At 71.2% G+C, this 21112-nt stretch carries 20 protein-coding genes; 12 read left to right on the top strand and 8 right to left on the bottom strand.

The window, feature by feature from the left end; translation table 11 throughout:
- Nucleotides 1–18: 18 nt before the first annotated feature.
- Nucleotides 19–1752 (top strand): GMC oxidoreductase, encoded by a 1734-nt coding sequence (locus QYS60_RS22570; protein WP_371384332.1) that lies wholly within the window; start codon nucleotides 19–21, stop codon nucleotides 1750–1752.
- Between the two features lie 48 nt (nucleotides 1753–1800).
- Nucleotides 1801–3372 carry a glutamine-hydrolyzing GMP synthase gene (gene guaA / locus QYS60_RS22565; RefSeq protein WP_003938024.1) on the top strand — a complete coding sequence of 524 codons (1572 nt, stop codon included), beginning with the start codon at nucleotides 1801–1803 and terminating at the stop codon, nucleotides 3370–3372.
- Between the two features lie 60 nt (nucleotides 3373–3432).
- On the opposite strand, the gene QYS60_RS22560 is transcribed toward guaA, so the two are convergent.
- Both QYS60_RS22560 and QYS60_RS22555 read right to left on the bottom strand, forming a co-directional pair.
- Nucleotides 3433–3669 (bottom strand): hypothetical protein, encoded by a 237-nt coding sequence (locus QYS60_RS22560; protein WP_289379271.1) that lies wholly within the window; start codon nucleotides 3667–3669, stop codon nucleotides 3433–3435.
- Complete coding sequence (locus QYS60_RS22555) at nucleotides 3662–4978, bottom strand: PspC domain-containing protein (protein ID WP_003938022.1); 1317 nt, start codon at nucleotides 4976–4978, stop codon at nucleotides 3662–3664. The genes QYS60_RS22560 and QYS60_RS22555 overlap by 8 nt, the downstream gene beginning before the upstream one ends.
- 133 nt (nucleotides 4979–5111) lie before the next feature.
- On the opposite strand from QYS60_RS22555, the gene QYS60_RS22550 reads away from it, so the two are divergent.
- Together QYS60_RS22550 and QYS60_RS22545 are read left to right on the top strand one after the other, a co-directional pair.
- A complete protein-coding gene (locus QYS60_RS22550; protein WP_054374071.1) occupies nucleotides 5112–6386 on the top strand; it encodes an ATP-binding protein in 1275 nt (424 codons plus the stop codon).
- Nucleotides 6383–7045, top strand: coding sequence for a response regulator transcription factor (locus QYS60_RS22545; RefSeq protein ID WP_003938020.1), 663 nt, complete (start codon nucleotides 6383–6385; stop codon nucleotides 7043–7045). Before QYS60_RS22550 ends, QYS60_RS22545 begins: the two co-directional genes overlap by 4 nt.
- 7 nt (nucleotides 7046–7052) lie before the next feature.
- On the opposite strand, the gene QYS60_RS22540 is transcribed toward QYS60_RS22545, so the two are convergent.
- From QYS60_RS22540 to QYS60_RS22530, 3 genes are read right to left on the bottom strand one after another with little or no spacing between them, the layout of a single operon-like run.
- Nucleotides 7053–7514 carry a hypothetical protein gene (locus QYS60_RS22540; protein WP_371384345.1) on the bottom strand — a complete coding sequence of 154 codons (462 nt, stop codon included), beginning with the start codon at nucleotides 7512–7514 and terminating at the stop codon, nucleotides 7053–7055.
- Between the two features lie 14 nt (nucleotides 7515–7528).
- Nucleotides 7529–8596 carry a MerR family transcriptional regulator gene (locus QYS60_RS22535; RefSeq protein WP_371384331.1) on the bottom strand — a complete coding sequence of 356 codons (1068 nt, stop codon included), beginning with the start codon at nucleotides 8594–8596 and terminating at the stop codon, nucleotides 7529–7531.
- Nucleotides 8597–8635: 39 nt separating this feature from the next.
- Complete coding sequence (locus QYS60_RS22530) at nucleotides 8636–9862, bottom strand: serine/threonine-protein kinase (RefSeq protein ID WP_371384330.1); 1227 nt, start codon at nucleotides 9860–9862, stop codon at nucleotides 8636–8638.
- Between the two features lie 129 nt (nucleotides 9863–9991).
- On the opposite strand from QYS60_RS22530, the gene QYS60_RS22525 reads away from it, so the two are divergent.
- From QYS60_RS22525 to QYS60_RS22515, 3 genes are read left to right on the top strand one after another with little or no spacing between them, the layout of a single operon-like run.
- The gene (locus tag QYS60_RS22525) at nucleotides 9992–10777 is read left to right on the top strand and encodes a hypothetical protein (RefSeq protein WP_289382033.1); all 786 of its coding nucleotides are present in this window, start codon (nucleotides 9992–9994) and stop codon (nucleotides 10775–10777) included.
- Nucleotides 10774–12342, top strand: a complete 1569-nt coding sequence (locus QYS60_RS22520; protein WP_289382031.1) for a DNA polymerase Y family protein — start codon at nucleotides 10774–10776, stop codon at nucleotides 12340–12342. Before QYS60_RS22525 ends, QYS60_RS22520 begins: the two co-directional genes overlap by 4 nt.
- A 15-nt stretch (nucleotides 12343–12357) precedes the next feature.
- Nucleotides 12358–13116: an alpha/beta fold hydrolase gene (locus QYS60_RS22515; protein ID WP_289382029.1), complete on the top strand. Its 759-nt coding sequence runs from the start codon at nucleotides 12358–12360 to the stop codon at nucleotides 13114–13116.
- Between the two features lie 14 nt (nucleotides 13117–13130).
- On the opposite strand, the gene QYS60_RS22510 is transcribed toward QYS60_RS22515, so the two are convergent.
- Nucleotides 13131–13442 (bottom strand): nucleoside triphosphate pyrophosphohydrolase, encoded by a 312-nt coding sequence (locus QYS60_RS22510; RefSeq protein WP_289382027.1) that lies wholly within the window; start codon nucleotides 13440–13442, stop codon nucleotides 13131–13133.
- Between the two features lie 32 nt (nucleotides 13443–13474).
- On the opposite strand from QYS60_RS22510, the gene QYS60_RS22505 reads away from it, so the two are divergent.
- A complete protein-coding gene (locus tag QYS60_RS22505; RefSeq protein ID WP_289382024.1) occupies nucleotides 13475–14575 on the top strand; it encodes an HNH endonuclease in 1101 nt (366 codons plus the stop codon).
- A 28-nt stretch (nucleotides 14576–14603) separates the two neighbouring features.
- Nucleotides 14604–15071, top strand: a complete 468-nt coding sequence (locus tag QYS60_RS22500) for a DIP1984 family protein (protein WP_003938011.1) — start codon at nucleotides 14604–14606, stop codon at nucleotides 15069–15071.
- Nucleotides 15072–15439: 368 nt separating this feature from the next.
- On the opposite strand, the gene QYS60_RS22495 is transcribed toward QYS60_RS22500, so the two are convergent.
- Nucleotides 15440–16822 (bottom strand): dicarboxylate/amino acid:cation symporter, encoded by a 1383-nt coding sequence (locus tag QYS60_RS22495; RefSeq protein ID WP_003938010.1) that lies wholly within the window; start codon nucleotides 16820–16822, stop codon nucleotides 15440–15442.
- A 238-nt stretch (nucleotides 16823–17060) separates the two neighbouring features.
- On the opposite strand from QYS60_RS22495, the gene QYS60_RS22490 reads away from it, so the two are divergent.
- From QYS60_RS22490 to QYS60_RS22480, 3 genes are read left to right on the top strand one after another with little or no spacing between them, the layout of a single operon-like run.
- Nucleotides 17061–17582: a hypothetical protein gene (locus QYS60_RS22490; protein WP_371384329.1), complete on the top strand. Its 522-nt coding sequence runs from the start codon at nucleotides 17061–17063 to the stop codon at nucleotides 17580–17582.
- A 2-nt stretch (nucleotides 17583–17584) separates the two neighbouring features.
- Nucleotides 17585–18178: a YdeI family protein gene (locus QYS60_RS22485; RefSeq protein WP_371384328.1), complete on the top strand. Its 594-nt coding sequence runs from the start codon at nucleotides 17585–17587 to the stop codon at nucleotides 18176–18178.
- Between the two features lie 4 nt (nucleotides 18179–18182).
- A complete protein-coding gene (locus QYS60_RS22480) occupies nucleotides 18183–19055 on the top strand; it encodes a sucrase ferredoxin (protein ID WP_371384327.1) in 873 nt (290 codons plus the stop codon).
- 58 nt (nucleotides 19056–19113) lie between these two features.
- Here QYS60_RS22480 and QYS60_RS22475 read toward each other — a convergent pair whose 3' ends face one another.
- The gene (locus QYS60_RS22475; RefSeq protein ID WP_371384326.1) at nucleotides 19114–21093 is read right to left on the bottom strand and encodes an SDR family oxidoreductase; all 1980 of its coding nucleotides are present in this window, start codon (nucleotides 21091–21093) and stop codon (nucleotides 19114–19116) included.
- Nucleotides 21094–21112 lie beyond the last annotated feature (19 nt).

Below are 21112 nucleotides of genomic sequence, written 5' to 3'. Positions count from 1 at the left end.
CTTCATGGAGGTGTTTCGGTGGGTGAGCAGCGCGCGACGGACTACGACGTCCTCATCGTCGGATCGGGGTTCGGCGGAAGTGTGACGGCCCTGCGGCTCGTGGAGAAGGGCTACAAGGTCGGCATCCTCGAAGCGGGCCGGCGTTTCGCCGACGCCGACTTCGCGAAGACCAGCTGGGATCTCAAGCGATTCCTCTGGGCCCCCAAGCTGGGGTGCTTCGGCATCCAACGGATCCACCTGCTGCACGACGTCCTCATCCTTGCCGGAGCCGGCGTCGGCGGGGGTTCCCTCAACTACGCCAACACCCTCTACAAGCCGCCGGCGCCGTTCTTCGAAGACGGCCAGTGGGCACACATCACCGACTGGGACGACGAACTCAGCCCCTTCTACGACCAGGCGCGTCGCATGCTCGGCGTGGTGCAGAACCCGCACATGACCCCCGCGGACGAGATCGTCAAGTCCGTCGCCGAGGACATGGGCGTCGGCGACACCTTCATCCAGACCCCGGTGGGGGTGTACTTCGGGGAGCCCGGCCGTACCGTCGCCGACCCGTACTTCGGCGGTGTCGGCCCCGACCGCACCGGCTGCATCGAATGCGGCGAGTGCATGACCGGATGCCGACACGGCGCCAAGAACACACTGCTGAAGAACTACCTCGGGCTCGCCGAGCGGGCCGGCGCCGAGATCGTCCCGCTCACCACGGTCACCGGCCTGCGCCAGGCCTCCGACGGCACGTGGGACGTCGACACCGAGCGCACCGGCACCTGGAAGCGGAAGAACCGTCGCACCTACACCGCCGGGCACGTCGTCCTCGCCGCCGGCACGTGGGGCACCCAGCATCTCCTGCACCACCTCAAGGACACCGGCGCCCTGCCGGAACTGTCCGACCGGCTGGGCCATCTGACCCGCACCAACTCCGAGTCGATCGTCGGCGCCGGGAAGATGAGCGTCGACCCGGACCTCGACCTCACCCGCGGGGTGGCGATCACGTCGTCGTTCCATCCCACTGCCGACACCCACATCGAGCCGGTCCGCTACGGCAAGGGCTCCAACGCGATGGGTCTGTTGCAGACCTTGATGACCGACGGTGGCGGCCGCACGCCGCGCTGGCTGAAGTTCCTCGGCCAGGTGGTGAAGAACCCGGTCCAGATGGCCCGGATGCTCAGCGTCAAGGACTGGAGCGAGCGCACCATCATCGCCCTGGTCATGCAGAACCTGGACAACTCGATCGTCACCTACACCAAGAAGGGCCTGTTCGGTCGCCGCAAGGTCACCAGCCGGCAGGGCCACGGGCACCCCAACCCGACGTGGATTCCCGTCGGCAACGAGGCCACCCGCCGGATCGCCGAGAAGATCGACGGCGTCCCGGGCGGCACCTGGGGGGAGATCTTCAACGTCCCGCTCACTGCGCACTTCCTCGGTGGCTGCGTGATCGGCACCGATCCCGAACACGGTGTCATCGACCCGTACCACCGCGTGTACGGATACCCGACGCTGAGCGTCGTGGACGGGGCCGCCGTCTCGGCCAATCTCGGGGTCAATCCGTCGCTGACCATCGCTGCGCAGGCCGAGCGCGCGGCGGCGCTGTGGCCGAACAAGGGGGAGCAGGACCTGCGTCCCGGCCAGGGGGAGGGTTACCGCCGGCTGGACCCGATCGCCCCGAACAAGCCGGTCGTTCCGGCCGGCGCCCCGGGCGCGCTGTCGTTGCCGATCGTCGAGGTCCGCACCAGGTCCGCGTCCGGCGTCGCCTGACCCGAACCGCCGTTCGTTGGACGAGGACCGGGCCTCTAGACTGTTCGGGTGTCGCAAACCCAGCAGTCCAGGCCGGTCCTCGTCGTCGACTTCGGAGCCCAGTACGCGCAGCTGATCGCCCGCCGCGTCCGCGAAGCCAAGGTCTACTCCGAGGTCGTGCCGCACACCACCCCGGTGGAGGAGATCGCGGCCCGCGATCCGCTCGCCGTGGTGCTCTCCGGTGGCCCCTCCAGCGTCTACGCCGACGGGGCACCGCAACTCGACCCGAAACTGTTCGACCTGGACGTGCCGGTGTTCGGGATCTGCTACGGCTTCCAGGCCATGGCCCAGGCGCTCGGCGGCACCGTCGCGCACACCGGCAATCGTGAGTACGGGCGCACCGAGATGTCGGTCACCGGAGGTGTCCTGCACGACGGCCTGCCTGCGACACAGCCGGTGTGGATGAGCCACGGCGACGGGGTCACCGCCGCGCCGGAGGGCTTCGAGGTGACCGCCAGCAGCGCCGGCGCGCCCGTGGCCGCGTTCGAGGACCGCGCGCGCCGCCTCGCCGGCGTGCAGTACCACCCCGAGGTGCTGCATTCCCCGCACGGCCAGCAGGTGCTCAGCCGCTTCCTGCACGACATCGCCGGTATCCCCGCCGCCTGGACGGCCGCGAACATCGCCGAGGCCCTGATCGAACAGATCCGCGAGCAGGTCGGTGACGGACGCGCCATCTGCGGCCTGTCCGGCGGGGTCGACTCCGCGGTCGCCGCAGCCCTGGTGCAGCGGGCCATCGGCGACCGCCTGACGTGTGTGTTCGTCGACCACGGCCTGATGCGCGAGGGCGAGCGGCAACAGGTCGAGAAGGACTTCGTCGCCGCGACCGGGGCGAGGCTCGTCACCGTGGACGCCGCCGACACGTTCCTGCGGGAGCTGGCCGGCGTGACGGATCCGGAGACCAAGCGCAAGATCATCGGCCGCGAGTTCATCCGTAGCTTCGAAGGCGCCGTCTCGGAGGTGCTCGGCGAGAACGCCGCCCACGGCGAAACCGTCGAGTTCCTGGTGCAGGGCACGCTGTACCCGGATGTGGTCGAGTCCGGCGGCGGCACCGGCACCGCGAACATCAAGAGCCACCACAACGTCGGTGGCCTGCCCGAGGATCTGCAGTTCGCACTGGTCGAGCCGCTGCGGCTGCTGTTCAAGGACGAGGTGCGGGCAGTCGGGCGTGAACTCGGCCTGCCGGAGGAGATCGTCGGCCGCCAGCCCTTCCCCGGCCCGGGCCTGGGTATCCGCATCATCGGCGAGGTCACCCGCGAGCGCCTCGCGATCCTGCGCCGCGCCGACTCCATTGCCCGGGAGGAACTCACAGCTGCCGGCCTCGACAAGCAGATCTGGCAGTGCCCGGTGGTGCTGCTCGCCGACGTGCGGAGCGTGGGTGTTCAGGGTGACGGCCGCACCTACGGTCACCCGATCGTGCTGCGCCCGGTCTCCAGCGAGGACGCGATGACCGCGGACTGGACCCGCCTGCCGTACGAGGCCTTGGAGCGCATCTCCACCCGCATCACCAACGAGGTGCCCGACGTCAACCGCGTCGTCCTCGACGTCACGAGCAAGCCGCCGGGCACCATCGAGTGGGAGTGAGACGCGGCTGCGCCCTTCGGATCGGAACCGAAGGGCGCAGTGCGTTCCGGGGCGACGGTGTCAGCGCTTCTTCTTGCCCGGCGCGAACACCAGCGTCGCGCCGACGACCACGGCGAGCGCGACGAGTAGCCAGCGGAACTCGACGTTCGCCAGCGGCTCGAGGGAGAACGGCCCGATCAGCGCCCACGCGCTGACGGCCAGCGCCGCGATCGCAGAGAGCAGCATCAGGATCGACGGGCCCCGTCGCCGGGCGCCGGACGCCGGCTGGGTGGGGTCGGTGTAGTCGGTGTCAGCCACGGCGCACCTCCGAGTTGCCGAATGCGGTGTCGAGATTCAGGGTCAGGACCGGTCCGCCGACGCCGTCGTCGCCGCCGTCGAGGCCCTGGATCGTGCAGGGGTTCGAAGCCCGTTCGGTGCAGACGACGTCGACGTCGAGGTTCTGCGGCAGCAGGACCTCGGTGGCGCCGAATCGGGTTTCGACGGAGACGGTCTCGTCCTCGGTGAGTTCGAGTCCGCGCAGGTCCAGTTGCAGAGCCCCCATCTGCACCGAGTACTCCGGCTGCAGTTCCGCGGCAGTGCGGGGCGAATACAACTGCTCTCCCCACGACGAGGTGTCGATCGGTCCGACGAGCGAGGCGAGCACCACGAACCCGAGCAGTGGACCGGTCACCACCAGCAGTCCGTAGCCGCGATGCAGGAATGCCCCGACGAGCAGGCCGAGTCCGATCACCACGAGCGCGATCGCACCGATGCGCGCCGGGGTGAGCCACGCGACCTCGCCGGCGGAAGCCACCGCCCCCGCAGCCGCCGCGGCGAGCACCGCCAGGCCCAGTACGGTCGTGGTCAGCCGGGAACGAGGCTGTTTCGCGGGCACGACGGCCGTCGTGGGCGCAGGCTCGGGCAGGTCCCATGCGAACGGTGCGACACCGAGCGGATCCCACGACGGTGGCGTGGGGCGCTGCAGCAACGGATCCTGTGGGGGTGCCGGTTCCGGCCCGGGGGACTGGTCGCCGGGCCGGGGCGATTCCGGTTCCGGCTTCGTCCAGAAGTCCGGGTCCGCCGGTGCGGGGCCGGGGGCGGCGCTGTGCTGCGCGAAGGGTGCCTGCTGGTACTGACTCTGCTGGAACGGCGCCTGGAAGGGGTTCTGGGGGAACAGCTGCGGTGCCCCGGGCAGGACCGGTGGTTCCGGCCGGCGCTGGTACAGCAGCCACAGACCGCCGAGCATCAGCACCATGCTGACGAACCCGGAACCGCCCACCCCGGCGCCCAGCGGACCGAAGGCGCTCGCCGCGACGGCCAGCACCACCAGCAGCACCACGACCTTGGTGCTCGATTCGGAGCTCTGGCCGCGGCCGACGAGGGATTCGGCGGGGGAGACCTGATCGCCGTAGCGCGGCAGCAGCAGCCAGCACGCCAGATACAGCACCAGGCCGGCGCCGCCGAAGAAGGTGGACACCACGAACGCCACGCGGATCAGCACCGGATCCACGTCGTATCGCACGCCGATGCCCGCGCACACCCCGGCGACGTGGCCCTGTCGTGGCAGCCGGACCGGACGGGTGCGCCACATGTCCGAGAGCTGCTCGGGGAAGCTTCGCGTGTTCATGAACCACATCCTTCTGGACCGGCGCACCGTCGCGCATCAGGGACCGACCCTGATTTCCGCGCCGGTGCGCGGTCGCCGGTTCAGGGTTCGTCCCCGATGCCCGGGACGGGGTACGCGTGCCAGTATCGAAGGTATGCAGCCGGTTCCCTACCCACCCCTGCCCACCCCCCGCCTCGAGCGCCGGGTCGGTGGCCGGGTCGTGGGCGGCGTGGCCGGCGGCCTCGCCGACCATCTCGGGGTCGACGTGCTCAAGGTGCGGGTGGCGTTCACGGTGCTGGCTGCGCTGGCCGGCCTGGGCATCGTCGCCTACGGACTGCTGTGGGTCCTCACACCGCAGGGCTCGGACACCGAACCGCCCTCGCCGACCGAACGGCGCCGGGCCCTCGGCCTTGCGGTCATCGGAGTGGGCCTGGCCGTGGGGCTTTCGTGGCTGTTGAACGGCGGCGTGGGCTCGGTGATCGCCCCCGTCGTCGTGGTGGCGGTGGGCGCAGCGCTGGTCTGGCGCGAGTTCGACGCGGAGGGACCACGTTCGGTGCTGGGCCTGCCCGCCCGCCCGACGGTGCTCACCTGGGCGCGGGTGGTCGGCGGTGCCTCGCTCATCGTGATCGGGCTCGGCGTCGTGATCCTCGCCCAGGTCGACGTGGCGGCCCTACGTTCGTCGGTGCTGGCCGTGCTGGTGACGCTGGTCGGGGCCGGCCTGCTGTCGGTGCCGCTGTGGGTGCGGATGTGGCGCGCGCTCGAGGAGGAACGTGCCGCCCGCGTCCGCAACGAGGAACGCGAGGAGATCGCGTCGCACCTGCACGATTCGGTGCTGCAGACGCTCGCCCTGATCCAGAAGCAGGCCGACAACTCGCAGGAGGTGCTGCGCCTGGCGCGCAGCCAGGAGCGCGAGTTGCGGCGCTGGCTGTTCGGCGGTGGCGAGACCCCGCACACCAGCCTGGCCGAGGCGCTGCGCACCATCGCCGGCGAGGTGGAGGACCAGCACGGGGTATCGGTGGCGCCGGTGATCGTGGGCGACGTGACGCCCGGCGACGACGAGGACCTCACCGCCGAGTCGTTCACCGCCCTGCTCGGTGCCACCCGGGAGGCGCTGGTCAACGCAGCCAAGCACGCGCAGGTGGACAGCGTGGACCTGTTCGTCGAGGTCGAACCCGAGCAGGTGAGTGTCTTCGTCCGGGACCGCGGCGTCGGCTTCGACGAGTCCGCGGTCCCGGAGGACCGGCAGGGCCTGGCCCGTTCGATCCGGGGCCGGGTGGAGCGTCGCGGCGGCCGGGTCGTCGTGCGCTCGAACCCCGGCAAGGGCACGGAGATCCGCATCCACATGCCCCGTGCCGGTACCGGAGCGGAGCGCACGACAACCCTAGAGTGGGAGGGCACCGACGCCCGTTCAGAGGAGCAGCCCACTTGACGTCACTCGACGCCTCCCGCCGTTTCCGTGTGTTCCTGGTCGACGACCACGCCGTGTTCCGCTCGGGGGTGCGCGCAGAGCTCGGCCGGGAGGTCGACATGGAGGTCGTCGGCGAGGCCGGCACGGTCACCGAAGCGGTCACGGGAATCGACGCCACCCGCCCCGACGTGGTCCTGCTCGACGTCCACATGCCCGACGGGGGTGGGGTGGCGGTGCTCGGACGGATCGCCGACGGGCCGGTGTGCCTGGCGTTGAGCGTGTCCGACGCCGCCGAGGACGTCATCGCGGTGATCCGGGCCGGCGCGCGCGGGTACGTCACCAAGACCATCTCGGGATCCGAACTGGCCGACGCGGTGCGACGGGTCGCCGGCGGGGACGCGGTGTTCAGCCCACGTCTGGCCGGATTCGTCCTGGACTCGTTCACCGGCCGCTCGAGCGTGCCGGAGCCGCCGCTCGACCCCGAACTCGATTCGCTCACCCCGCGCGAACTCGAGGTGCTGCGCCTGCTCGCGCGCGGTTACACCTACCGGGAGATCGCCGAGGAACTGGTGATCTCGGTCAAGACCGTCGAGACGCACGCGTCGAACGTGCTGCGCAAGACCCAGCAGTCCAACCGCAACGCGCTCACCCGGTGGGCGCACCGGCGGCGGATCGACTGACCGGAATTCAGTGCGTGGGCAGCCGCGCGGTCGAGCCGGTCGCGAGTGCCGCGGCGACGTGCTCGATCCCCGCGCGTACCGTGCGGCCGTACCCGTCCTCGGGCAGGATGTCGACGCAGTCGCGGGCCGCCGTCAAGTGCTCCGTGGCGACCGCGAAGGACCCGAGACGCCGGTAGTCGTCGGCGAGATTCAGGTGCAGCGACGGCTGGAAGGCCCGCACCTGCAACGCGGCGTGGTGCCGGGCGAGCCGGTCGTCGTCGAGGGCCGCGGCCGCGTCGAAGGCGCGGAGGTCCCAGGTGAGGGAGACGGCGGGATCGTCGTACAGATCTGCCAGGTAGTGAGCCAGAGCGCAGCGGTGCAGGGGATCGCCGTGCGGCCCCATGCTCGACCACAAGGCCACCAGCCGAGTCCGGGCGGTGGTGTTGTCGCCGGAGCGGCCGGCTGTGACCGCGTCGGTGACGGCGGCCATGATTGGATCGGTGGTCACGGTCGTTCCTCTCGGCGGACGGGCATGGCCAGCGTGGTCAGGTCCCCGGCCGCGGCGGAACGGATCACGACGGGCCGGTCGTAGGAGGCGATGTCCAGCACCACCTCCGGGCCGACAGCGGTGTCGAGGGCGGCGCCCAGCCCGTCCCGGTCGAAGGCGAGATCCAGGTCGGCGCCGGTGACGTCGGCGGGCAGCACGCGGTCGTGCCTCCCGTGGCCGACGGTGAGTGCCGTCGCCCGCACGCGAAGGTCGATCGTGCCGGCCGCAGCGTCGCGCACGGCCCCGGCCAGGGCGTCGCGGTGCACGATCACCCGCGTGACCGGCGGGGTGAGGGCGGCGAGCATGCTGCGGTAGTCGGGGAAGGTTCCCTCGACGGCGGGGCAGCTGTGCCGCTCACCGTCCGCGCCGGTGAGGGTGAGCGCGCCCGAGTCGTCGAGGGCCAGGCCGACGTTCTCGTGTTCCCGCAGTGACATGGCGGTCCCGCGGAGTGCGGAGCTGTCGGCGACGGTGCGGAACGGGTCCTCGGTGCGGACCGCGGCCGTCACCGAGCCGGTGGTCAGCCGGTAACGGTTCGTCGCCGTCAGGACCACCGTCCCGGCATTCACCTCGACGAGAATGCCTGTCAGACAAGGAATTTTCGGATCCGTGGCGATGGACGGAAGGACGCGTTCGACGGTGTCGGCGAGGAGCCGGCCTGGCACGGCGACCGCCAGCGGTGCCGCGAGGGCGGTGAGGCGGGACTTGACGGCGGAGGCCAGCCGGGTCGCGCGCTCGGCCCGGCGATGCAGTTCGGCGACGTGTTCGTCGAGCAGCGCGGCACCGGACTCGGCGTCGCCGTCGAGGATCCGGCCGACGTCCTCGAGCGGGACGTCGAGTTCGCGGAGCTGACGGATCGTCACCGCTCGTTCGCGTTGGTCGACCGTGTAGTACCGGTAGCCGGTGACGGGATCGACCATGGCGGGCACGAGCAGCCGGCAGTCGCCGTAGAACCGCAGCGCCCCCGGGGTGAGCCCGCTGAGCCGGGCCATGATGCCGATCGTGATCAGGTCTGGGGAGGGGGTCACGGCACCATCATCGAGCTTCGGCCGACCCGAAGGTCAAGCTCAGCTGACGGCGACCGCGATGATCAGGGCCACGATCAGAGCGAGAACGATCACGGCCACCATGACCGCCATCGCCATCGGTGCGAACGCGACGATCTTCTCCTGCGTGGTGCGCGGCGGGGGCCCGGTGGGGCGCAGCCGGCGCAGCAACTCCGCGGGGCGGGGTACGCCCCGGAGCGAGACGGGCTGGGGAGCGGCGGGCAACCCGGTGAGAGTGCCGCCGGTAGCCGCGGTGCGCCGGGATCCCACGACGGGTGCGGTGGCGCGCCGGGCCCACACGGGGACGGTTCCGTCGGCGGACAGGATCGGACGGCCGCGAAGCAGCTCCGGGTCGGCGTCGGCCCCGAGGACGACCGCGGCGAGACGGTCCCGGGCCTGCTCCATTGTCGGGCGACGGGCAGGGTCGGGTTCCAGCATCGCGAGCAGGACGTCGGTCAGTGGGCCCGTACGAGTCGGCGGGATGATCTCGGCGCGGGCGACGCGGTGCAACAGGGCGATCGAGTCGGGATCGATGCCGAACGGCGGCTGACCCTCGATCGCGGTGTAGAGGGTCGCACCCAGGGAGAAGACGTCGCCGGCCTCGGTGGGATCGCTGCCGCGGGCCACTTCGGGTGCGAAGAAGGCAGGGGTGCCGGTGATCACGCCGGACCGGTCGTGATCGCCCTTGGCCCGGGCGATGCCGAAGTCGCTGATCTTCACCCTACCCAGTTCGCGGCCGCGCTCGGCGACGAGGATGTTGCCCGGCTTGATGTCGCGGTGCACGATCCCGGCAGCGTGGGCGGCGGCGAGTGCGTCGGCGATGTGTGCGCCGATCTGCGCCACCTCGAGCGGCGGCAGGGTGTCGGCGATGTTCATCACCTGGGCGAGGCTGCGGGAGGGAAGATGCTCCATGACCAGCCACGGCTCGCCGGAATGGAGGGCGACGTCGTACATCGCGATCGCGTGCTCGTGGGTGAGGCGGGCAGCGATCCGGCCCTCCCGCAGCGTGCGGCGGCGGATCTCCTCGGCGGCCTCCGTGGGCAGGCCCACGGTCGAGGTGACCTGTTTGACGGCCACGTCCCGATCGAGCAGGGTGTCGTGGGCGAGCCAGACCGCTCCCATGCCACCGCCACCGAGTTTGGAGACGAGCCGATAACGTCCGGCCACCAAGTGATCCGGGCCGACGACGCTTGCCGCTCGCTCCTGTTCCGACACCTTGACGAGGGTAGTGGATGCCGCGGGGGCCATCGCTTGACGGGCGCCCCGGAGTCGGGTCTACTGAAGTCGTTCGAATACATGTTCGAACAACCGCGTCTTCCCCGCGGTTTGTCGGTGGGCCGTGTTATACGCGGCCGGCGCAGGGCGAGGGGAGTTCGTGTGGGTGAGGTGGCCGAGTTTCCGGTCGAGGGCGGGTCGCAGGATCCGGTGGGTCCCTCCCGGCAGGAACGGCTCGAGGCATTGCGTCGGCAGATCGCCGCGATCCCTGCGAGAGGGGAGAGCGCCCGTCCCCGCCCGGCGGAACCCACCGCATCCCCGGTGCCGGCCGACCGGCTGCTCCCGGTGCCCGAGCCACTCGCCCGGCTGCTCCCGGACGGCGGCCTGGCCCGCGGATCCGTCGTAAGCTTCTCCGGCGCAACATCTTTGCTGCTCGGTGTGCTGGCCTCGGCCACCGCCGCCGGTGGGCACGCCGCCGTCGTCGGTCATCGTCGCCTCGGCCTGCTCGCTGCCGCCGAGATGGGGGCCGAGTTGAGCCGGATCGCGCTGATCCCCGACCCGGGGCCGGACCCGGTGGAGGTGGCCGCCGTCCTGCTCGACGGCATGGACCTCGTCGTTCTCGGTCTCGGGGGCACCGTGGTGCCGCCGTCGCGGACCCGGGCGGTGGTCGCTCGGGCCCGGAGCAAGGGCGCGGCCCTGGTGGTCACCGACGGCCGGTGGGACGGGGCGCACGTGCGGCTCGAGGCTGCGGTGCACGGTTACCGGGGGCTGTCTGCCCCGGCCCGGGGCAGACTGTGCGGTACCAGGTTCTCCGTGCGCGCGCAGGGCCGGTCCTTCCAGCCTCGGTCGGCGCGAATGGACCTGTGCGCCGGTCGAGCCGGGGTGGAGTGGCGACCGGGTGGACCGGCGCAGGTGGGCAGTCCCCGGCCTGCCGAGGTGGCACTGTGAGCGAACCCCGCCCGGCCCGGGTGGTGGCCCTGTGGTGCCCGGACTGGCCGGCGATCGCTGCCGCCGCGGCCGCCGACCTGCCGCCGACGACGCCGGTGGCGGTGATCTCGGCCAACCGGGTGGTGGCCTGTTCCACGTCGGCCCGGGCAGCCGGGGTGCGACGAGGTCTGCGCCGCCGGGAAGCCCAAGCCCGGTGCCCGGATCTGTATGTGGCCCGAGATGATCCGGATCGCGACGCGCGGTTGTTCGAGCCGGTGGCGGCGGCGATCGATGCGGCGGCGCCGGGCGTGGAGGTGCTGCGTCCCGGTCTGGTGGTGCTCGCCGCGCGCGGTGTCGTGCGCTGGTTCGGTTCCGAGGAAGCAGCGGCCGAGCGACTGATCGACGAGGTGGCCGCCGTCGGCGTCGAATGCCAGGTGGGCATCGCCGACGAGTTGTTCACGGCGGTGCTCGCCGCCCGCCACGCCCGTCTCGTCCCATCCGGTAGAGACGAGGAATTCCTTGCGCCTTTGGATATTTCGGAGATCTGTCTGGAGCCGTCCCTGGCTGCCCCGGAGCGCGTCGACCTGGTGGACCTGCTGAAACGGCTCGGGCTGCGCACGATCGGGGCCTTCGCTGCCCTCTCGCCGACCGATGTCGCCTCCCGCTTCGGACCGGACGCCGTCGCCGCGCACCGCGACGCACGGGCACGGCCGCAACGACCGCCGTCCGGCCGTGCCCTGCCGCCCGATCTGGTGGTGGAACGTCCCTGTGATCCGCCGCTCGAACGGGTCGATTCGGCCGCCTTCGCCGGCCGGGCGCTTGCCGCGCTGCTGCACACCCGGCTGGCCGCGGCGGGAGTGGCCTGCACCCGGCTGCTGGTGGCCGCTCGCACCGGCAACGGTGAGGAACTGACCCGGACGTGGCGTTGCGCCGAGCCGCTGACCCCGGACGGCACGGCCGATCGGGTGCGCTGGCAACTCGACGGCTGGCTCACCGGGCACAGTGCGGCCCGCCCCACCGCCGGGATCGTCCTGCTGCGGCTCGAACCGGTGGAGGTGGTGACGGCGGGGTCGCTGCAGCTGGGTCTGTGGGGCGGGGTCGGCGACGAGGACGAACGGGCCCGGCGCGCCCTGGTGCGGGTGCAGGGACTGCTCGGTGCCGACTCCGTGTTGGTGGGGGTGCTCAGTGGTGGACGTGGCCCGGTGGAACGGGTGACCCTCGTGCCGTTGGGGGAGGAGTCGGTGCCGGCGACGGATCCGTCGGCGCCGTGGCCGGGCCGGCTACCGCCGCCCGCCCCGGCTGTGGTGCTCACCACCCTGCCCGGCGTGGCGCTAGAGGATGCGGCGGGCACCCCGGTGACGGTGACCGAGCGCGGTCTGCTCAGCGGCGATCCCGGCCGGCTGAGCTGGGGCAGCCGCAGCTGGCGGGTGCGCGGGTGGGCCGGACCGTGGCCGGTGGACGAGTACTGGTGGGATCCGGCGGCGGCGCGGGCGGTGGCGCGGCTGCAGGTGCGACTCGAGGAGTCCCGGGCTCTGCTGGTGATCCACGTCGACGAGCACTGGCATGTGGAGGGCGTCTACGAGTAAGTACGCTCGATCGACGTGGAGACCAGTGTGCTGACGGCCGCGCCGAACGGGGTGGCGATCGCCTACCGGGATTCGGCGCCCACGACGGGCTACCACCCCGTGCCGGTGCTGCTGGTGCACGGGATGGGCGGCGACGGCCGCACGTGGGACCGGTTCGCCCGGTCCCTGCTCGCGGCCGGCCGGCGGGTCGTGGCGGTGGACCTGCGCGGCCACGGACGCAGCGCCCGCGCCGCGTCCTACCGTTTCGACGAGTTCGGCGCCGACGTGCTCGGGCTCTGCGAGCACCTGGGCCTCGAGACGGTCGACCTCGTCGGGCACTCCCTCGGCGGACACACCGGATCCCTCGTCGCGCAGCAGCGCCCGGGTCTGGTGCGGCGGCTCGTGCTCGAGGAGGCCCCCCTGCCGCTGCGCCCGGGTGATCCGCCGCCGGTGCTCGGTGGGCGTCTGCCGTCACCGGCCGAACTGTGGCATGCCTCGACGAACCTGCTGCGCAATCCGCGCGCGACCTTCGCCTTCGACCGCTCCATGACCGGCTCGGCCATCACCCAGTTCCGGGCGCCGAATCCGATGTGGTGGGAACGTCTTCCGCAGATCACCGCGCCTACGCTGATTCTGCGGGGCGGGCCCGGCAGCATGGTCGATCCGACCCGGCTCACCGCCGCGGTGGACGTCCTCGGCGACGTCGCGGTCCACGACTTCACCTGCGGCCACAGCATCCACCGCGACCGGCACCGCGAGTTCGAGGCCACCGTGCTGCCCTTCCTCACCGACTGAGCGGAACTCCGGGTCTACCGGAGCTGGTCCAACCAGATGCGGCGATCGAAGCCGCCGCGTTCGGCCCGCTTTCCCGCGGCCGCGGCAGCCACCTCGTCCGCGGTGATCCCGCACGCGGAGAGCACAGCCGTGAACACCTCGTGCACGTCGGCCAGTTCGCCGAGCCGCTCGTCGTAGTTCTGTGCTTCCCGCAGTTCGCGCGCTTCCTCCACCAGCTTGTCGAGCAGGGCGCGGCGGTACTCGTCCCGATCGAGTACGCGAATGCGCGCCACCCGGCCGGCGGCTTCGATGATCTCGGGAATCCGGTCGCGGACCAACTTGCCCATCGTGGATCCTTCCGCTGCGCTACCGTCGCGGGGTGGACGGTACCGGACCACCGACGGATCCTCTCGCGCTCGGTCAGCGCGTCGTCGCGGTCCTCGAGACCGGAGCGCGCACCGCCACCTACAAGCTGGCGACCCTGTCGGCCCTGGTCGGCTTCTGCGTCGAACATCTACCGGCGGAGCCGGCCGCGGCACTCGACGTGCCGATCGACGCTCTCGCCGAGCGGGTGATCGACCTGTACTGGTCCCAGGTCCGCCCGTTCGACGGGCATCGGCTCCGCCAGTCGTCGCAGCCCAGGGCTCGGATCCTGACGGCGGTGGAGGCGCTGCGCAGCGCGGCGAACACCGGCGGGGTGGTCGGTCTGTCCCTCGCGAGATTGCGGAAGCCCGACCTGTACCGCGAGACCGTCGCGGAGGTCGCGCTCACGCTCGCGCAACAGCCGCTGTACCGGCTTCAACGGTTGCCGGGCGGACGCGGCGAGCCGTTCCTCTACGACGACTCCTGGCTGCACTCCGGAATCACCCGGGCAGCGATCGTCCGGCAGGGCGGCGCGATCCGCCTGTTTCCGGGAGTTGCGGCGGCCCTGGCACGCCTGTCCGGTCTGCTCACTCCGACCTTGGAGATCCTGTGGGTTCAGGACGTGCGCCGGTACAACGCCTTCCTCGACGTCCCCGACATTGCGGGGCACCTGTTCGGCCGCGAGCGCGTCTCGCTGACGAAACCTCGGGTGGCGCTTCGTGAGGCGTTCGGAGCGCGTTGCTTCTACTGTGCGGCAAAGCTTTCCGATGGAAGTCCGGTCGACCACGTACTACCGTGGTCCCGGGCACCCCTCGACGGACTGGCGAATCTCGTACTCGCCTGCGGAGCATGCAACACCGACAAGCGGGACTCGCTGCCCGCACTGGCTCACACCGAACGGGCATTGAGCCGAGATCGCTCCGTCCTCGAACAACTCGCCGCCGACATCGGCTGGCCGACCCAGTACGACCGCACCCTTGCCGCCGCTCGCGGCCTGTACCGCAGCTCACCCTCGGGCACGCCGACGTGGCAGGGCCGTTCGCGGACCGGAACGTGGGACACGGTATTCCCACCCGGCTGGGTCGTCTCGACGGTGCCGGAAATCGGGTACGCATGAATTCACCGCTCGTCTACGATTCGACGTCATGCGGCTGGCGGAGGCACTCGCCGAACGAGGCGAGCTGAAACGACGGATCGAGCAGCTCGGCACTCGGGTAGTGGCGAATGCCCGATATCAGGAAGGGGAGGAGCCCGCCGAGAACGCCGGCGAGCTTCTCGAACAACTCACCGACGCCGTCGATCGGCATGCTCTGCTGATCGCTCGGATCAACAAGACGAACACCGCCACCCGTGTCGGAGACCGGACCCTCACCGATGCGCTGGCCGAACGGGACGCTCTGCAGACGCGGCACCGTGCGCTCACCGCGGCCGCGGACGCGGCCTCCGGCGGCAAGGATCGATACGGCCGACAGCTCCGGTCCGAACTGGCGTACGTCTCGGCGCTGTCGGTCCGGGACCTGCGGCGCACCGCCGACGATCTGGCCCGCCGGATCCGCCGGGTGGACCTGGAGATCCAGCGCGTGAACTGGGAGGTGGACCTGATCGACGAGTGATCGTGGGCAGCGGGTACCCGGATCGGAAGCGAGCACACGCCGTGGGTCGCGGTGAATCGACCCGTCTGTATCCTCCGGCGCGCGGAGGGCAGCGCAGCGGGTTCGAGTCCCGCGCACGGAGCAGCCCTGCACGACGCACGAGGACACGGTGCACGCCGGCACAGTTCATCACCACGTGCTGATCCGAATCGGGGAGGGCGGGAACGGGGCACCCACGAACTGCGGGCCGGGAGGTTCGGCACGAGAAGGGAACGACAGGGGAGTACCGCGCATTCGAACCCGCAGTACTCCCCTTCGTCGCCGACTGCGTGAGTCTGCCGTCGGTGCAGTCCCTCACCAGTGCAGTCCCTCGCCGTGACTGCAGATCGTCAGACCGCGGCGACAGCGGCGTCTTCGTCCGCGAACGGTTCGCCGCGCCGGTCGGCGTCGTACCGCTCTCGGTCGAGGATCCCTTCACGCTTGGCGACGATGGTCGGCACCAGGGCCTGGCCGGTCACGTTGACGGCGGTGCGGCCCATGTCGACGATCGGCTCCACCGCGAGCAGCAGCCCCACCCCGGCCAGCGGCAGACCCAGGGTGGACAGCGTCAGGGTCAGCATCACCGTCGCGCCGGTGGTGCCCGCGGTGGCGGCCGAACCCACGACGGCGACGATCACGATCAGCAGGTAGTCGGTGATGCCCAGCGGTACGCCGTAGAACTCGGCGACGAAGATCGCCGCGACGGCGGGGTAGATCGCGGCGCAGCCGTCCATCTTGGTGGTGGATCCGAGCGGAACAGCGAACGCGGCGTACTCACGTGGGACGCCGAGGTTGCGTTCCGTGATGCGCTCGGTCAGTGGCAGGGTGCCGATGGACGAGCGGGAGACGAAACCGAGCTGCGTCGCCGGCCACACGCCGGAGTAGAAGCTGCGCACCGACAACCCGTGCATGCGCAGCAGGATCGGATACACCCCGAAGAAGACGACAGCCAGGCCGATGTAGACGGCGGCGGTGAACCATCCCAGCGAACCGATGGCGTCCCAACCGTAGGTGGCGACGGCGTTCGCGATCAACGCGGCGGTGCCGATCGGGGCCAGGCGGATGATCCACCACAGCACCTTCTGCACGATCGCCAGCAGAGACGCGTTGATTTCGAGGAAGGGTGCAGCCTTGTCCCCCACCTTCAGGGCGGCGATACCGACGGCCACGGCGACGACGAGCAGCTGCAGCACGTTGAAGCTCAGCGTCGTGGTGGCCGCACCCTCGGCAAGCGTGGTCTTGACGTTGAGGCCGAGGAAGTTGTTCGGCACCAGGCCGGTGAGGAATGCCCACCAGGAGCCGGTGGTCCCGGGTGCCTTCTCGGCCGAGGTGCTGACGTCCGTGCGCGCACCGGGTTCGACGATCAGACCGACGACGAGGCCGACGATCACCGCGACGAAGGCTGTGAAGGCGAACCACAGCAGAGTCTGTACGGCGAGACGCGCGGCGTTGGTCACTTCGCGCAGATTCGCGATGGAACTCACTATGGCGGTGAAGATCAGGGGGATCACCGCGACAGTGAGGAGTTTGACGTAGCTCGAACCTAGGGTGTGGACGGTGCCCACGAGCCAGTTCTCGTTGCCGTCGGCGGCGTCGGGCATCGCTCGTGCGACGAGACCGACGACGACGCCGACGACGAGACCGAGGACGATCTGGGGGCCGAAGGAGGTGGCCCATCGTGGCAGGCGCCGCGAGGTCTTCTCGGCGCGCGCGGACAGGGCGGTGTCGGGCATGGGTGTGCCTTTCGAATGAAGAAGTCGTAGCACAGCGCCGGATGCGGCGGCCTACGACGGGAGGGTTCCTGGAGGAGCGGTCGTCAGAGCGAGCGCGAACAGATGGCGCTCGCCTGGAGCTCGAGGTCGACGTATCGCCGAGACGTCAGGAACAACACCGCGCCCACTGTACTCGCGGGGGAACGGCAGATTCGAATACGAGCCGGGCGACGTGCGTCACACCACCTACGATCGCCCCATGGCTCCGACTGCTCCGGATCGCAGACTCCTCGCCACGGCCGCGCTGTTCGTGGTGTCCCAGGCGAACATCGCCCGCGTGCTCGGCCCCGCCGCGCCGGCGGTGGGACGGATCCAGACCGCTCGATCGGCGGCGGCATACCGTGCCGTTCTCGACGGACTCGACGCAGACACCGTCGCGCGGTATCGCCGACACTACTACTGGGATCTGTTGCATCCCTTGACCTTTGCCCTCGCGCTGCGTGCCGGCGCGCGATCGCTCGCCGAGCACCGGCCCGTGCCGGCGCGCATCCGCCGTGCCCTCGCCGTCGCCCCCGCAGTAGCCGCGTCCGCGGACTACGTCGAGAACGTCGCGGGTCTGTATCTGCTCGACCACCGGGACCGCATCACCGACACCGCGGTCCGGGCGGCGACGACGGTCAGCACCGTGAAGTGGGTGCTCGCGCTCGGCTCCCTCGCCTATCTGTCCCAGGGTTTCCTCGGTCTGTGGACGCGGGCCGGCCTGCGCCGGCTGGGGAGATGACCATGGCCGACGAGTTGCCTGTCGAGTACTTCCCCGATCGGGAGTCCTTCGCCACCTGGCTGCGTGAGCACCACACCGATTCGCCAGGCATCTGGGTCAAGCTCGCCAAGAAGGGGTCGGCGCATCCGTCGGTGACCTACGCCGAGGTGGTCGAGGAACTACTGTGCCACGGTTGGATCGACAGTCAGGCACGCAGGCTCGACGACGACTTCCGCCTCCAGCGCATCACCCCGCGTCGTGCCCGCAGCCCCTGGTCGCAGCGCAACCGCGAACTCGTCGAGCGCCTCGAGGCCGAGGGGCGGCTGAGCGCGGCCGGGGCTGCGGAAGTCGCCCGCGCCCGCGCAGACGGCCGCTGGGAGCGCGCCTACGCCGGCCAGGCGACCGCGCAGGTGCCACAGGACTTCCTCGACGCCCTCGCGGACAATCCCGCCGCGCGGGCCTTCTACGACACGCTCGACGGTCGCAACCGCTTCGCGATCGCCTACCGGCTGCAGGCCGCGAAGCGCCCGGAGACCCGTGCCCGCCGCATCGAGACCTTCGTGCAGCAACTCGCGGAGGGTCGTCGCTTCCACGACCAGCCCGGACGGACACAATGAGCGGGTGAGCCCTGAATTTCCTCCCACCTGCTCGGCGGCGTCCGCGCTCGACGAGCCACTGCCTGGAACCGCCGCCACCGCTCCGGGCTGGGTGTGCCTCGAGATGCCGTCCGGCTGGGGACGCGACGTCCTCGACGGCACCGCTCTCGGTCCCGACCTCGCCGGCGAGTTCTCGGCCGCGGCCGACGCCGCCGGCGTGCGGCTGCTGTTCATCCGGCGACCCGGCCGCGACACGTCGCGTCCCGGCAGCGCCCGCACCGTGCTCCTGGCCCGGTCCGATCCGGGCAGCAGCTGGTGCGAGCGACTCGAGGTCGGGGAGCCGAAGGAACTGCTCGATCTGATCCCGCACGTCGTCGCCGGTCCCGCGCCCGGCCTCGGCCGTGCGGAGGGCCGGCCCGTCGCACTGGTGTGTGCCCATGGCAAGCGGGACCGGTGCTGCGCCGTGCTGGGGCGTCCCGTGGCGGCGGCGCTGGCCGCGGAGTTCGGCGAGGATGTGTGGGAGTGTTCGCACACCGGCGGGCACCGGTTCGCTCCGTCGCTGATCCTGCTGCCCACCGGCTACACCTACGGCCGGCTCGACGTCGCGCAGAGCCGGGACGCCATGGCGGCCGCCGCTCGCGGGGAGGTGTACCTGCCGGGGCTGCGGGGGCGCAGCAGCTGGTCCGCGGCCGGGCAGGTCGCCGAGATCGCGGTGCGTGAGCAGGTGGCCGCGGATGCCGATGCGTTCGTCGTCGACGAGAGCGACGCCGCAGCGGTGGTACGGCACCGCGACGGCCGTCACTGGCGCGTGCGGGTCGAGACCCGGCAGCTGCCGCCGCGTCCGGTCAGCTGCGGCGCCGAGCCGAAGCCGGTGCGCCCACTGGTGGCGGTCCTCTAGCGGTGTGTCCTTCGGGCGGTCCCAGCCACCCGAAGGACACACCGGCGGCGGAGCCGCCTCACCAGTGCACGCCGGGCAGCAGCCGGCCGACTCGGCGCAGCACCGCGGGGTTCGGGAGCGCCGGACGGGTCGGCGTCCGCAACTGCGGAGGCGCGTCGGACTTCTCACCGCGGGCGGCGGGCGTATCCGGGTAGGCGTGGTAGTAGAGCGCGAACATCCGATCCCGCAGACCCGGGGCGAAGATGCCGGCGAACTCGCCGACGGTCCCGATCGGCACGTCGATGCGCTTGGGCCGCTCGACGAGGGCCCGGACGACCATCTGCGCGGCGTCCTCCGGGCTGATCGCCGGACCCGGGTTGTACGACCCGGAGGGTTCGATCATGGGGGTTCGGACGAGGGGCATGTGGATGGTGGTGAACGTGATTCCGTCGTCCCGCATTTCGGAGGCGGCGACGTCGGCGAACCCCTCGAGCGCGGACTTCGACGCGATGTACGCCGCGTATCGCGGGGTGCGGGCCTGAACCCCGGCGGTGCTGATGTTCACGATGTGCCCGAACCGGCGCGCCCGCATGTGCGGAGCCACGGCCAGGGTCGACCGCACGGCGCCGAAGTAGTTGACCGCCATGGTGCGTTCGAAGTCGTGCAGCCGGTCCGTCGAGTGGTACAGCCCGCGCCGGATCGAGCGGCCCGCGTTGTTGACCAGCATGTCGACGTGGTCGTGCTCGGCGAGGATCGCCTGCACGGTGTGCTCCACCGCAGCCGAGTCGGTGAGGTCACACGGGTAGGCGTACGCGCTGCCGCCGTCCGCGCGGATCGCGGCGACGACCGCGTCGAGTTCCTCGGCGCGGCGGGCGAGCGCGAAGACGACGGCGCCCTCGCGGGCCGCGGCGATCGCGCTCGCACGGCCGATGCCCGAGGAGGCGCCCGTGATCAGCACGTGCCGTCCCACGAGCGGTCCGCGCGGATCGTCGCGGCGGGCCCGGCCGGGGTCGAGGTGCTCGCGCCAGTAGCGCCACAGCACCGGGGCGTACCCGGCGAACTCGGGCACTGTGATGCCGCTGCCGCGCAGGGCCTCCCGGGTGTTGCGGTCGGCGAACCGGCTCGGGAAGGTCAGCTGGTCGAGCACGACCGGTGGGATGCCCGCCCGGCGCAGCACGAGACGACGGACGGTGTCCAGGCCGGGAAGCGCGCTGCTCGACAACAGCGGACGTACCAGCGCGCCGGGCACGCCGGCGACGGGGGCGGGGGCGCCGGCCGCGGCGGCCAGCGCCGCGAACACCTCGCGGACCGGTTGCGGGCGGGAGACGAGATGGAAGGTGCACCCGTCCGATCCGGGACGGTGCATCAGTTCGACGATCGCCGCCGCGACGTAGTCGACCGGCACCAGGTTGGTATCGCCGAGGTCGGGCAGGACCAGCGGCAGCCGGGACGGCAGCGCCGCCAGCGCGGCCAGGGCAGGAAAGAAATAGTAGGGACCGTCGATCTTGGTGATCTCGCCTGTGGTGGAACTGCCCACGATCACCGACGGCCGGTAGATGCGCCGGCGCACCGGACTCGCCCGGACCGCCTTCTCGGCTTCGAACTTGGTGCGGTGATACGGCGACGGGAAGTGCTGGCCCAGGTCGAGGTCGTCCTCGGCGAACGTGCCGCGGTGATCACCGGCGACGGCCACGGACGAGACGTGGTGCAGGGTCGCGCCCAGTTCCAGCGCGAGCGCGATCACCGCGCGCGTACCCGCCACGTTCGTGGTCGCCTGTTCCTCGCCGGCGGTCAGATCGTAGATCGCGCCGAGGTGCAGGACGTGCTCGGCCGGCGGCACCGTGGCGGGGTCGAGTCCGAGACCCGGTTCGGTGAGATCGCCGAGCAGTGCGTGCAGCCGGGACCCACCGTCCAGGCGCCTGCAGAGGGCCTCGAACTTCGGCAGCGACGCCGGCCGGACCAGCACATGGATGTCGGCGTCCGGGTGGGTCGCGAGCAGTCGGCCGAGCACGTGCGTGCCGAGGAAACCGGTGCCGCCCGTGACGAGGTACGTGGCCATGGCCCGAACCTACTGCAAG

This window comes from Rhodococcus sp. GXMU-t2271, assembly GCF_041414735.1.
Lineage (GTDB): Bacteria > Actinomycetota > Actinomycetes > Mycobacteriales > Mycobacteriaceae > Rhodococcus > Rhodococcus indonesiensis.
This window is presented reverse-complemented; position numbering and strand designations above follow the sequence as displayed.

Excerpts from the sequence above, each read along its gene's own strand:
- QYS60_RS22555 (WP_003938022.1), bottom strand. The coding sequence starts at position 4,978 with ATGAACACGCGAAGCTTCCCCGAGCAGCTCTCGGACATGTGGCGCACC.
- QYS60_RS22550 (WP_054374071.1), top strand. The coding sequence starts at position 5,112 with ATGCAGCCGGTTCCCTACCCACCCCTGCCCACCCCCCGCCTCGAGCGC.
- QYS60_RS22540 (WP_371384345.1), bottom strand. The coding sequence starts at position 7,514 with ATGGCCGCCGTCACCGACGCGGTCACAGCCGGCCGCTCCGGCGACAAC.
- QYS60_RS22530 (WP_371384330.1), bottom strand. The coding sequence starts at position 9,862 with ATGGCCCCCGCGGCATCCACTACCCTCGTCAAGGTGTCGGAACAGGAG.
- QYS60_RS22510 (WP_289382027.1), bottom strand. The coding sequence starts at position 13,442 with ATGGGCAAGTTGGTCCGCGACCGGATTCCCGAGATCATCGAAGCCGCC.
- QYS60_RS22500 (WP_003938011.1), top strand. The coding sequence starts at position 14,604 with ATGCGGCTGGCGGAGGCACTCGCCGAACGAGGCGAGCTGAAACGACGG.
- QYS60_RS22495 (WP_003938010.1), bottom strand. The coding sequence starts at position 16,822 with ATGCCCGACACCGCCCTGTCCGCGCGCGCCGAGAAGACCTCGCGGCGC.
- QYS60_RS22490 (WP_371384329.1), top strand. The coding sequence starts at position 17,061 with ATGGCTCCGACTGCTCCGGATCGCAGACTCCTCGCCACGGCCGCGCTG.
- QYS60_RS22485 (WP_371384328.1), top strand. The coding sequence starts at position 17,585 with ATGGCCGACGAGTTGCCTGTCGAGTACTTCCCCGATCGGGAGTCCTTC.
- QYS60_RS22475 (WP_371384326.1), bottom strand. The coding sequence starts at position 21,093 with ATGGCCACGTACCTCGTCACGGGCGGCACCGGTTTCCTCGGCACGCAC.